The sequence below is a fragment of the Bacillus sp. 0909A genome (genome assembly GCF_036765115.1).
In the GTDB taxonomy this organism is placed as follows: Bacteria; Bacillota; Bacilli; order Bacillales; family Bacillaceae; genus Bacillus; species Bacillus mojavensis.
Genome location: NZ_JBAIZU010000002.1, coordinates 154,428 through 167,240, shown reverse-complemented (window position 1 = coordinate 167,240; position 12,813 = coordinate 154,428). Strand labels below are relative to the sequence as shown.

Below are 12,813 nucleotides of genomic sequence, written 5' to 3'. Positions count from 1 at the left end.
TTCAAAAGGTGATAAGAGGGACTGCCTTTTATCACCTTTTTTCAAGAAAAATGTAATGATACATATCTTGTTTAAACATATAAGGAGGAATACAAATGGCTATTACTGCACAGCAAGTAAAAGAACTGCGTCAAAAAACTGGCGCGGGTATGATGGATTGTAAAAAAGCGTTAACTGAAACTGATGGAGATATGGACAAAGCAATTGACCTTCTTAGAGAAAAAGGAATTGCAAAAGCAGCGAAGAAAGCTGACCGTATCGCAGCAGAAGGTTCAACTCTTATTAAAACTGACGGCAACAAAGGTGTTATTTTAGAAGTAAACTCTGAAACTGATTTCGTTGCGAAAAACGAAGGCTTCATAGAGCTTCTTAACACATTAGCTGACCACCTTCTTGCAAACACTCCTGCAGATGTTGAAGAAGCAATGGGACAAAAAATGGACAACGGATCTACTGTAGAAGAGTACATTACAAGTGCAGTAGCTAAAATCGGTGAGAAAATCACTCTTCGCCGCTTTGCTGTTCTTACAAAAGACGACAGCTCTGCATTCGGTGCTTACCTTCACATGGGCGGACGCATCGGCGTATTAACTGTTCTTAACGGTACAACTGACGAAGAAACTGCAAAAGATATCGCAATGCATGTTGCTGCGGTTAACCCTCGTTACATTTCTCGTGACCAAGTATCAGAAGAAGAAACAGACCATGAGCGTCAAATCTTAACTCAGCAAGCTCTTCAAGAAGGAAAACCTGAAAACATTGTAGCGAAAATGGTTGAAGGCCGTCTGAACAAATTCTTCGAAGAAATTTGTCTTTTAGACCAAGCATTTGTTAAAAACCCAGATGAAAAAGTGAAACAAGTTGTTGCAGCGAAAAACGCAACTGTTGAAACTTTCGTTCGCTATGAAGTTGGAGAAGGTATCGAAAAACGTCAAGAAAACTTTGCTGAAGAAGTAATGAACCAAGTGAAAAAATAATGGTGAAAAGATTTCGCGATCAAGTCGCGTCTTTTCAGGCAGTATAGGGGACACACTTTGTGTTCCCTATTTTTAAAACTATATTTACAAACCTTTTTTTCTCTTGCATAATAGAAAACGGCAATGTTTACACTTGGAGGTTATTATGGAAAAACCAAAATACAAACGTATCGTATTAAAGCTTAGCGGGGAAGCATTGGCAGGGGAACAGGGTAACGGAATTAACCCTACTGTCATTCAATCCATTGCAAAGCAAGTGAAAGAAATCGCTGAGCTTGAAGTCGAAGTGGCTGTTGTAGTAGGCGGCGGCAACTTATGGCGCGGAAAAACAGGTAGTGACCTGGGCATGGACCGTGCAACTGCTGACTACATGGGGATGCTGGCCACAGTGATGAACTCGCTTGCTCTTCAAGACAGCTTAGAAACACTCGGAATCCAGTCCAGAGTGCAAACATCCATTGAAATGAGACAAGTTGCTGAACCATACATCAGAAGAAAAGCGATACGCCACTTAGAGAAAAAACGTGTCGTGATTTTTGCTGCGGGCACAGGGAACCCATACTTCTCAACTGATACGACAGCTGCACTGCGGGCTGCTGAAATTGAAGCAGACGTTATTTTAATGGCTAAGAACAATGTTGACGGTGTGTATAATGCTGACCCTAGAAAAGATGAATCAGCTGTTAAATATGAATCACTTTCTTACCTTGACGTTTTAAAAGACGGTTTGGAAGTTATGGATTCAACAGCATCATCTTTATGCATGGATAATGACATTCCGCTAATCGTCTTTTCTATTATGGAAGAAGGAAATATTAAACGCGCTGTGACAGGCGAATCAATCGGAACGATCGTGAGGGGGAAATAACGTGTCAAAAGAAGTATTAACACAAACGAAAGAAAAAATGGAAAAAGCAATTGCTGCTTATCAGCGTGAACTGGCTACTGTACGAGCAGGCCGTGCGAACCCATCTTTATTAGATAAAGTAACAGTTGAATATTACGGAGCACAGACACCTTTAAATCAGCTGTCTTCTATTAACGTGCCTGAAGCTCGTATGCTGGTTATAACACCATACGACAAGTCAGCAATCGGTGATATTGAAAAAGCAATTTTAAAAGCGGATTTAGGCTTAACGCCAACGAGTGACGGCAATATGATTCGCATTGCGATTCCTGCGTTAACAGAAGAAAGACGTAAAGAATTAGTCAAAGTTGTCAAAAAATATGCTGAAGACGCGAAAGTGGCTGTGCGAAATGTACGCCGTGATGCGAACGATGATCTCAAAAAACTTGAGAAAAGCGGAGACATCACTGAAGACGAACTGCGTGCTTCCACTGAAGATGTTCAAAAACTGACAGATGAATATGTGTCAAAAATTGACAGTGTCACAAAAGACAAAGAAAAAGAAATCATGGAAGTTTAATGAAAAACTATGTACAATAGATAATAGTGAAAAGACCCTCTCATGTTTACAGGGGGTTTTTTTGTTAATACTGTTGATTACATCGTTATCAGCAGGGAATGCAACCTTTTTGGGTGACGGAGGAATCTCATGCTCAACATACTCAAAAATTGGAAGAACCAGCAAACTGCGGCTTCCAACTTAGAACGCTATACAAAAGAAGACATACTTAAGGGAGAAATCCCCGAACACATCGCCATTATAATGGATGGAAATGGCCGTTGGGCTAAAAAACGCTCTCTTCCCCGAATTGCAGGCCACCATGAAGGAATGAAGGTGGTTAAAAGAACGACAAAGCTTGCTAACGAATTGGGCGTCAAAGTACTGACTTTGTACGCATTTTCAACAGAAAACTGGAAGCGGCCGAAAATGGAAGTTGATTTTTTAATGAAGCTTCCTGAAGAATTTTTAAATACGTATCTCCCGGAGCTTGTTGAGGAGAATGTGCAGGTCCGGATTATAGGAGATGAATCAGCCTTGCCGCCGCACACAATGCGTGCGATTGAAAAGGCTGTAAAGGATACGGCGCAAAATGACGGGTTGATTCTTAATTTTGCTCTCAACTATGGGGGCCGTACTGAAATTGTCACTGCTGCAAAAACACTCGCGGAAAAAGTCAAGGAGGGTTCTTTGAATATAGAAGACATTGATGAATCACTTTTTTCTAAACATTTAATGACTGAATCTTTGCAGGATCCTGAACTTTTAATCCGAACGAGCGGCGAGATTAGACTAAGCAACTTTATGCTTTGGCAGGTTGCCTACAGTGAATTTGTCTTTACTGACGTCCTGTGGCCTGACTTTAAAGAAAATCATTTCTTGCAGGCGTTAGGAGAATATCAGCAACGGGGCCGGAGGTTTGGCGGAATTTAGAGGATGGTGGACATGAAACAAAGAATTTTGACAGGTGTTCTGGCAGCAATTGTATTTTTATTTTTAGTTATTGTCGGGGAATTGCCGTTCACCATATTAGTTTATGCAATGGGCAGTGTAGCGCTTTTTGAGCTTTTGCGGATGAAAAAACTTAAGCTTGTTTCACTGCCGGGATTGATCAGTCTTTTATTATTGTGGATGTTCTTAATGCCAAGCCAGTATTCTTTTTTTGAAGCGATTGGTATCTCCAAAATTGAAGCGGCTTTGTTCGCAGTACTTATTTTATTGACGTACACTGTATTGGTGAAGAACACTTTTACCTTTGATGAAGTCGGCTTTATTACCCTTGCAACGATTTACATCGGAATGTGTTTTCATTATTTTATTGAAATCAGAAACCTTGATCAGCACGGGCTGACATACATCTTTTATGCCTGTGTCGTGATTTGGTCGACTGATTCCGGTGCATATTTTGTCGGGAAGTCGCTTGGTAAACGAAAACTATGGCCTGAAATTAGCCCTAATAAAACAGTTGAGGGATTTGTAGGCGGAATTGTCATTGCACTTGTACTCTCGACAATTTTTCAGCTTGTCGCAAACCTGCCGATCCCATATTTCTATCTGCTTTTGATCACACTGTTTTTGTCTGTTTTCGGACAGATTGGGGATTTAGTAGAATCCGCTCTGAAAAGACATTACGAGGTAAAGGATTCTGGGAAGATTCTTCCCGGGCATGGCGGTGTGCTAGACCGTTTTGACAGTTTTTTGTTTGTCATGCCTTTCTTGTACTTTCTGCTTGCCCTTTTTTCATAAAAAAGTCTAATATGAATATGAGACTGATTATGCAGCAAAAAGAATAGGAGTAGTGGCACTTTGAAAAATATTTGTCTTTTAGGAGCAACAGGATCAATCGGCGAACAGACTCTTGATGTATTGCGTACGCACCAAGACCAATTTCAGCTGGTATCTATGTCGTTCGGCAAAAATATTGATAAGGCCGTGCCGATGATAGAGGCCTTTCAGCCGAAGTTTGTATCTGTCGGTGATCTGGATACATACCACAAATTAAAACAAGTTTCTTTTACATTTGATTGCCAAATCGGGCTTGGAGAAGAAGGCCTGATTGAAGCGGCAGTTATGGAGGAAGTCGATATTGTTGTCAATGCCTTGCTTGGAAGTGTCGGTCTCATCCCTACGTTAAAGGCGATCGAACAGAAAAAAACAATTGCGCTTGCAAATAAGGAAACTCTTGTCACTGCCGGGCATATAGTTAAAGAACATGCTAAGAAATACAATGTTCCGCTGCTGCCCGTTGACAGTGAGCATTCAGCCATTTTTCAAGCGCTACAAGGCGAACAGGCTAAAAACATTGATCGCCTCATCATTACGGCATCCGGCGGAAGTTTTCGGGACAAGACGCGGGAGCAGCTCGAATCAGTTACAATTGAAGATGCATTACAGCACCCGAATTGGTCAATGGGTGCAAAAATCACGATTGATTCGGCTACAATGATGAATAAGGGATTAGAGGTGATTGAGGCGCATTGGCTTTTCGATATTCCATATGAACAAATCGATGTGGTCTTACATAAGGAGAGCATCATCCATTCCATGGTAGAGTTTCATGACAAGAGTGTGATTGCACAGCTTGGTACTCCGGATATGAGGGTTCCGATTCAATATGCGCTCACCTATCCCGACCGATTGCCATTGCCAGACGCCAAAAGACTCGAGCTGTGGGAAATCGGCAGTCTTCATTTTGAGAAAGCTGACTTTGCTAGGTTCCGCTGCTTACAATTTGCCTTTGAATCAGGTAAAATAGGAGGAACAATGCCGACTGTGCTAAACGCGGCAAATGAAGTGGCTGTCGCCGCCTTTTTAGCCGGCAAGATATCGTTTTTGGCGATTGAAGACTGTATCGAAAAGGCATTAAACCGCCATCAGCTTATTCAAAAGCCTAGCTTGGCAGACATTCAGGAAGTGGACAAAGATACCCGGGGATACGTCAATTCAATACTCACATAAGGTGGTATGTTCGTGAATACAGTTATAGCGTTTATCATTATTTTCGGAACGCTCGTTTTCTTCCATGAACTGGGCCATTTGCTGTTAGCCCAAAGAGCGGGAATTCTGTGCCGTGAATTTGCGATCGGCTTTGGTCCAAAAATCTTTTCGTTCAAAAAAAATGAAACGGTGTATACGATCAGACTTCTTCCGGTCGGTGGATTTGTCCGCATGGCCGGAGAAGATCCGGAAATGATTGAGGTGAAACCGGGCTACACGATCGGGCTTCTTTTTAACAAAGAGGATCAGGTTGAAAAAGTCATCATCAATCAAAAGGAAAAATACCCGGATGCTTTAATCATCGAGGTGGAAACGGCGGACCTAGAGCATGACATGAAGATCACCGGCTATGAACAGGGGAAAGAGGATGAGCTTTCCAGCTTTACTGTGAGTGAAACCTCCTTTTTCATTGTAGACGGAGAAGAAGTGCAGATCGCGCCGTATAACCGCCAATTTGGTTCCAAACCTGTGTGGCAGCGAATTAAGGCGATTGCCGCAGGTCCGATTATGAATTTCATTTTGGCTTATGTCATTTTAGTGATGCTTGGGCTGATTCAGGGTGTTCCGTCAAATGAGCCTATGCTTGGACAGCTGACAGACAACGGACGGGCGGCCGAAGCAGGGCTAAAAGAAGGAGATTACATTCAAAGCATTAACGGAGAGAAGATGAGGTCCTGGACCGACATTGTCTCTGCGGTAAAAGAAAACCCGGATAAAGAAATTGACGTTGAGGTAAAAAGAGATAACAAAACGCTTCACATTTCAGTGACTCCGGAAGCCGTTAAAGACGAGAACAAAAAAACAATCGGCCGCTTTGGTTCTTACGCGCCGACTGAGAAAGGCGTTCTCTCAGCAGTTGCTTACGGTGCAACATCAACTGTTGATGTTACAAAAGCGATATTAACGAATCTCAGTAAATTAGTGACAGGACAATTTAAAATTGATATGCTCTCAGGTCCTGTCGGCATATACGATATGACAGACCAAGTGGCAAAGACGGGAATCATTAATTTATTCCAGTTTGCTGCGTTTTTAAGTATTAACCTTGGTATCGTCAACCTGCTTCCGATTCCGGCTCTTGACGGCGGAAGACTGTTGTTTCTATTTATAGAAGCGATTCGGGGCAAACCGATCAACAGAGAAAAAGAAGCCTTTGTGGTGTTTATCGGAGTTGCTTTCCTAATGCTTCTTATGCTGGTCGTTACATGGAACGATATCCAGCGGCTGTTTTTGTAAATGAAAAGTAAATCAATCAGAGGTGCGAAGAAATGAGACAAAGCTTGACGCTTATTCCTACGCTCCGTGAAGTTCCAGCTGATGCCGAAGCGAAAAGTCATCAGCTTCTTCTAAGAGCAGGATTTATCAGACAGAATACGAGCGGGGTATACAGCTATATGCCTCTTGCGTATAAGGTTATTCAAAACATTCAGCAGATTGTCCGTGAGGAAATGGAAAAAATCGACGCTGTAGAAATGCTTATGCCCGCGCTGCAGCAGGCTGAGACATGGCAGGAATCAGGCAGATGGTATACGTACGGTCCTGAACTGATGAGACTTAAAGATCGTCACGGCCGTGAATTTGCTTTAGGGGCAACGCATGAAGAAGTGATCACTTCACTCGTTCGCGATGAGGTTAAATCCTATAAGCGTCTCCCTCTGACTCTGTACCAAATCCAGTCTAAGTTCAGGGATGAAAAACGCCCGCGCTTCGGTTTATTAAGAGGCCGCGAATTCATTATGAAGGATGCTTATTCTTTCCATGCTTCCGAAGAGAGCTTGGATGAAACATATCAAAAAATGTACAACGCGTATTCTAATGTTTTCGCCCGCTGCGGCATTAATGTAAGACCTGTTATCGCTGACTCAGGTGCCATGGGTGGAAAAGATACACATGAGTTTATGGCGCTTTCTGAAATCGGAGAGGATACCATTGCGTACTCTGATGAATCCCAATATGCAGCCAATATCGAAATGGCTGAAGTTCTTTATCAGGAAGTCCCTTCAAATGAAGAGCCTATCGCTTTAGAAAAAGTGCACACTCCTAATGTGAAAACGATCGATGAGCTGACTGCATTTTTACAGGTTTCGGCTGAAGCCTGCATTAAATCGGTATTGTTTAAAGCGGATGACCGTTTTGTTCTGGTGCTTGTAAGAGGGGATCACGAAGTAAATGAAATTAAAGTGAAGAATCTCCTGCATGCAGAGGTTATGGAACTTGCTTCTCATGAAGAGGTCGTTCAGCAGCTTGGAACAGAGCCTGGCTTTGTCGGACCTATCGGTGTGAATCAAGAGATTGACGTCTATGCAGATGTCGCTGTTAAAGCAATGGTTAATGCTGTTGCCGGTGCGAATGAAGGAGATTATCATTATAAAAATGTCAACGTAAACCGGGATGCGCAAATTAAAGAATTTGCAGATCTTCGTTTTATTAAGGAAGGCGATCCGTCACCAGACGGTAAAGGCACGATTCGTTTTGCAGAAGGAATCGAAGTCGGACAAGTCTTTAAGCTTGGAACTCGTTATTCTGAAGCGATGAATGCGACATATTTAGATGAAAACGGACGAGCGCAGCCAATGCTGATGGGCTGTTACGGAATCGGTGTTTCCAGAACCCTTTCTGCCATTGCTGAACAGCATCACGACGAAAAAGGTTTAATATGGCCAAAAAGCGTGGCGCCGTATGATCTTCATATTCTTGCATTGAATATCAAAAACGATGCGCAAAGAGAATTGGCTGAAAAGCTGTACGCTGATTTAAAAGCGAAAGGCTATGAAGTGCTGTATGACGATCGGGCGGAACGCGCCGGCGTAAAATTTGCTGACTCGGATCTAATCGGTCTTCCAATCCGTATTACTGTCGGTAAACGGGCTGATGAAGGAATTGTAGAGGTTAAAATCCGCAAAACGGGTGAGTCAACAGAAGTTTCTGTTGATGAGCTATTTGCTTTTATCAGCAAGCAGTAAACACCATAACGATTTATCAAAAAACATGTTAAAATAGAAATAATAGAAGGTACCTCATTGCCTGAGGTACCTTCACTTATGATGTTTTTAAGGGGGGGATACTGTCTTAATGGAACAGTTATCAGTAAACAGAAGGCAGTTTCAAATTCTTCTGCAGCAGATTAATATGACAGATGATACCTTCATGACATACTTTGAAGATGGCGAGATTGAAAAGCTGACGATACACAAAGCGTCTAAATCCTGGCATTTTCATTTTAAATTTAAATCTTTGCTGCCTTATCAAATATATGACATGTTAACCATGAGGCTGACTCAATCGTTTGCCCATATTGCAAAAGTGACGTCCTCAATCGCAGTGCATGATGCCGAGGTTGACGAAGGTCTTGTGCAGGATTATTGGACACGCTGCATTGAAGAGCTGCAAGGTATTTCACCGCCGATTATCAGTCTCTTAAGCCAGCAAAAACCGAAGCTGAAGGGCAACAAACTGATTGTCAAAACAAAAACGGATACAGAAGCATCTGCTCTTAAGAACAAATACAGTGCGATGATTCAAGCGGGATACCGTCAATTTGGGTTTCCAGATTTTCAGCTTGATGCTGAAATATTTGTATCTGATCAAGAAGTACAAAAATTTCGGGAGCAAAAGCTAGCTGAAGACCAAGAGCGGGCGATGCAGGCGTTAATTGAAATGGAAAAGAAAGACAAAGAAAGTGATGAAGATCAAGTTCCTTCAGGACCCCTTGTCATCGGCTATCAAATTAAAGATAACGAGGAAATCAGAACACTTGACAGCATAATGGACGAGGAACGGAGAATTACGGTTCAGGGTTATGTGTTTGATGTGGAAACCAGAGAACTGAAAAGCGGGCGCACGCTGTGCATCTTTAAAATTACTGACTACACAAATAGTATCTTAATTAAAATGTTTGCAAGAGAAAAAGAAGATGCGGCCCTCATGAAGTCTCTGAAAAAAGGTATGTGGGTAAAAGCGCGCGGAAGCATTCAAAACGACACCTTTGTCCGAGATTTGGTCATGATTGCAAACGATGTAAATGAGATAAAAGCAAAAACCCGTGAGGACACGGCGCCTGAAGGAGAAAAAAGGGTAGAGTTGCATCTGCATTCCCCCATGAGCCAAATGGATGCTGTAACAGGCATCGGAAAGCTTGTCGAACAGGCGAAAAAATGGGGGCATGAGGCGATCGCTTTGACTGACCATGCTGTCGTTCAATCCTTCCCAGATGCGTATTCTGCTGCCCAAAAACATGGAATTAAAATGATTTATGGAATGGAAGCAAATATCGTGGATGACGGGGTGCCGATTGCCTATAATCCCGCACACCGTTTGCTTGATGAAGAAACCTATGTTGTTTTTGACGTCGAGACAACAGGACTATCCGCTGTGTACGATACAATTATTGAACTGGCGGCTGTAAAAGTGAAAGGCGGGGAGATCATTGATAAATTTGAGTCATTTGCCAACCCGCATCGTCCGCTTTCAGCGACTATCATTGAACTGACAGGCATCACTGATGATATGCTGGTCGACGCGCCGGATGTAATAGACGTGATAAGAGATTTCAGAGAATGGATTGGCGATGACATTCTCGTTGCCCATAATGCAAGCTTCGATATGGGATTTTTAAACGTTGCTTTCAAAAAGCTTCTCCAAGTCGAGAAAGCAAAAAACCCTGTCATTGATACGCTGGAGCTCGGCCGTTTCCTTTATCCGGAATTTAAGAATCACCGTCTGAACACACTATGTAAAAAGTTTAACATTGAACTTACACAGCACCACCGTGCGATCTATGATACCGAGGCGACCGCTTATTTGCTTATGAAAATGCTGGAGGATGCTGCTGAAAAGGGCATTCAGTATCATGACCAGCTGAATGAAAATATGGGTCAGTCCAATGCTTATCAAAGGTCAAGACCCTATCATGCAACGGTGCTGGCGGTGAACAGCACAGGCTTGAAAAATTTATTTAAGCTCGTTTCACTTTCTCATATTCATTATTTTTACAGAGTGCCGCGTATTCCGAGATCTCAGCTTGAGAAATACAGGGAAGGCCTTCTGATCGGTTCTGCCTGCGACAGAGGAGAGGTTTTTGAAGGCATGATGCAAAAGTCGCCGGAAGAGGTGGAAGATGTTGCGTCATTCTACGATTATCTCGAGGTTCAACCGCCTGAGGTATACCGCCACTTGCTTGAGCTAGAACTGGTTCGCGATGAAAAATCGCTGAAAGAAATTATAACGAATATCACCAAACTCGGAGAAAAGCTTAATAAACCTGTTGTTGCAACAGGAAATGTTCATTATTTGAATGATGAGGACAAAATTTACAGAAAGATTTTAGTATCCTCACAGGGCGGCGCGAATCCGCTGAACAGACATGAACTTCCGAAAGTGCATTTCAGAACGACAGATGAAATGCTTGAAGCTTTTTCCTTCTTAGGGGAAGAAAAAGCGAAGGAAATCGTTGTAACCAACACACAAAAGGTTGCATCTTTAATCGAAGACATCAAGCCGATTAAAGATGATCTATATACGCCGAAAATCGAAGGCGCTGATGAAGAGATCAGGGAAATGAGCTATCAGCGTGCACGAAGCATTTACGGAGAGCAGCTCCCTGAAATTGTTGAAGCGCGTATTGAAAAAGAATTAAAAAGTATCATCGGCCACGGCTTTGCTGTTATTTATTTGATCTCTCATAAACTCGTAAAGAGATCTCTAGATGACGGGTATCTGGTAGGGTCACGGGGATCGGTAGGTTCTTCTTTGGTTGCGACACTTACTGAGATCACAGAGGTGAACCCGCTGCCGCCGCACTATATATGTTCTGAATGCCAGCATTCTGAGTTCTTTAATGACGGATCTGTCGGCTCAGGTTTTGATCTGCCTGACAAAATGTGTCCTCATTGCAAAACGCCTTTGAAAAAAGACGGGCACGATATTCCGTTTGAAACGTTCCTGGGATTTAAAGGAGATAAAGTACCTGATATCGATTTGAACTTCTCTGGGGAATATCAGCCGCAGGCCCACAATTATACAAAAGTATTGTTCGGAGAAGACAACGTATATCGTGCGGGAACGATCGGTACGGTTGCAGAAAAAACAGCTTACGGTTACGTAAAAGGCTATGCCGGCGACAATAATCTCCATATGCGCGGCGCCGAAATCGACCGGCTTGTGCAGGGCTGTACAGGTGTAAAACGGACGACCGGACAGCACCCTGGCGGTATTATCGTAGTTCCTGATTATATGGATATTTATGATTTCTCTCCGATTCAGTTTCCGGCAGATGCGACAGGTTCTGAATGGAAAACGACTCATTTTGACTTCCATTCCATTCATGACAACCTGCTGAAGCTTGATATTCTGGGGCACGATGATCCGACGGTAATCCGTATGCTCCAAGATTTAAGCGGAATTGATCCGAAAACGATTCCGACGGATGACCCTGAAGTAATGAAAATCTTCCAAGGAACCGAATCACTCGGTGTCACACAGGAACAGATAGGATGTAAAACGGGCACCTTGGGAATCCCTGAATTCGGAACCCGCTTTGTCCGGCAAATGCTTGAAGACACAAAGCCGACAACATTTTCTGAGCTCGTTCAGATTTCAGGGCTGTCTCACGGTACAGATGTATGGCTCGGCAATGCGCAAGAACTCATTCACAATAATATTTGTGAGCTGAGTGAGGTGATCGGCTGCCGTGATGACATTATGGTTTATTTAATCTATCAAGGCCTCGAGCCGTCACTGGCGTTTAAAATCATGGAATTTGTGCGTAAAGGAAAAGGTTTAACGCCTGAATGGGAAGAAGAAATGAAAAATAACAATGTCCCAGACTGGTATATCGATTCCTGCAAAAAGATTAAATACATGTTCCCGAAAGCCCATGCCGCGGCTTATGTATTAATGGCAGTCCGCATTGCTTACTTTAAAGTGCATCACGCGCTACTGTATTATGCGGCTTATTTTACCGTTCGTGCAGACGACTTTGATATCGATACGATGATCAAAGGCTCCACAGCAATCAAAGCTGTAATGGAGGATATCAACTCCAAAGGGCTTGATGCGTCACCGAAGGAAAAAAACCTTCTCACAGTATTAGAGTTAGCGCTGGAAATGTGTGAAAGAGGCTATTCGTTCCAAAAAGTCGATTTATACCGCTCCAGTGCAACGGAATTTATTATTGACGGCAATAGCCTGATCCCGCCGTTTAATTCTATTCCTGGTTTAGGTACGAACGCCGCTCTAAATATTGTAAAGGCCCGTGAAGAAGGAGAATTTCTCTCAAAAGAAGATTTGCAAAAGAGAGGGAAAGTATCAAAAACGATTTTAGAGTATTTAGATCGTCACGGCTGTTTGGAGTCATTGCCGGATCAAAACCAATTATCGCTGTTTTAGCATATAAAAGCAGAATTTCTTAAGAAATTCTGCTTTTATGCATACAT

Annotated in this window: 9 protein-coding genes; all 9 read left to right on the top strand. The window is 42.7% G+C overall.

Translation table 11 applies throughout. The features are described from left to right. Positions 1 to 95 precede the first annotated feature (95 nt). Positions 96 to 977, top strand: coding sequence for a translation elongation factor Ts (tsf, locus tag V6D42_RS06060; RefSeq protein WP_101863331.1), 882 nt, complete (start codon positions 96 to 98; stop codon positions 975 to 977). Positions 978 to 1,122: 145 nt separating this feature from the next. Beyond that, positions 1,123 to 1,845, top strand: a complete 723-nt coding sequence (gene pyrH / locus V6D42_RS06055) for a UMP kinase (RefSeq protein ID WP_010334275.1) — start codon at positions 1,123 to 1,125, stop codon at positions 1,843 to 1,845. 1 nt (position 1,846) lies between these two features. Then, positions 1,847 to 2,404, top strand: a complete 558-nt coding sequence (frr, locus tag V6D42_RS06050) for a ribosome recycling factor (RefSeq protein WP_010334276.1) — start codon at positions 1,847 to 1,849, stop codon at positions 2,402 to 2,404. 129 nt (positions 2,405 to 2,533) lie between these two features. Continuing rightward, the gene (locus V6D42_RS06045) at positions 2,534 to 3,316 is read left to right on the top strand and encodes an isoprenyl transferase (protein WP_029441264.1); all 783 of its coding nucleotides are present in this window, start codon (positions 2,534 to 2,536) and stop codon (positions 3,314 to 3,316) included. A gap of 3 nt (positions 3,317 to 3,319) precedes the next feature. Continuing rightward, positions 3,320 to 4,129: a phosphatidate cytidylyltransferase gene (cdsA, locus tag V6D42_RS06040; RefSeq protein ID WP_168747846.1), complete on the top strand. Its 810-nt coding sequence runs from the start codon at positions 3,320 to 3,322 to the stop codon at positions 4,127 to 4,129. A gap of 60 nt (positions 4,130 to 4,189) precedes the next feature. Next, a complete protein-coding gene (dxr, locus tag V6D42_RS06035) occupies positions 4,190 to 5,341 on the top strand; it encodes a 1-deoxy-D-xylulose-5-phosphate reductoisomerase (RefSeq protein WP_333512668.1) in 1,152 nt (383 codons plus the stop codon). A 6-nt stretch (positions 5,342 to 5,347) separates the two neighbouring features. Further along, positions 5,348 to 6,616 (top strand): RIP metalloprotease RseP, encoded by a 1,269-nt coding sequence (gene rseP / locus V6D42_RS06030; protein ID WP_081720789.1) that lies wholly within the window; start codon positions 5,348 to 5,350, stop codon positions 6,614 to 6,616. A 32-nt stretch (positions 6,617 to 6,648) separates the two neighbouring features. Further along, positions 6,649 to 8,343: a proline--tRNA ligase gene (gene proS, locus V6D42_RS06025; protein WP_333512667.1), complete on the top strand. Its 1,695-nt coding sequence runs from the start codon at positions 6,649 to 6,651 to the stop codon at positions 8,341 to 8,343. 109 nt (positions 8,344 to 8,452) lie between these two features. After that, positions 8,453 to 12,766 (top strand): PolC-type DNA polymerase III, encoded by a 4,314-nt coding sequence (locus tag V6D42_RS06020; RefSeq protein ID WP_268446175.1) that lies wholly within the window; start codon positions 8,453 to 8,455, stop codon positions 12,764 to 12,766. Positions 12,767 to 12,813 lie beyond the last annotated feature (47 nt).

What these genes read in the sequence shown, in the direction of transcription:
- cdsA (WP_168747846.1), top strand. Translation starts at nt 3,320, where the DNA reads ATGGTGGACATGAAACAAAGAATTTTGACAGGTGTTCTGGCAGCAATT.
- V6D42_RS06045 (WP_029441264.1), top strand. Translation starts at nt 2,534, where the DNA reads ATGCTCAACATACTCAAAAATTGGAAGAACCAGCAAACTGCGGCTTCC.
- tsf (WP_101863331.1), top strand. Translation starts at nt 96, where the DNA reads ATGGCTATTACTGCACAGCAAGTAAAAGAACTGCGTCAAAAAACTGGC.
- V6D42_RS06020 (WP_268446175.1), top strand. Translation starts at nt 8,453, where the DNA reads ATGGAACAGTTATCAGTAAACAGAAGGCAGTTTCAAATTCTTCTGCAG.
- pyrH (WP_010334275.1), top strand. Translation starts at nt 1,123, where the DNA reads ATGGAAAAACCAAAATACAAACGTATCGTATTAAAGCTTAGCGGGGAA.
- rseP (WP_081720789.1), top strand. Translation starts at nt 5,348, where the DNA reads ATGTTCGTGAATACAGTTATAGCGTTTATCATTATTTTCGGAACGCTC.
- proS (WP_333512667.1), top strand. Translation starts at nt 6,649, where the DNA reads ATGAGACAAAGCTTGACGCTTATTCCTACGCTCCGTGAAGTTCCAGCT.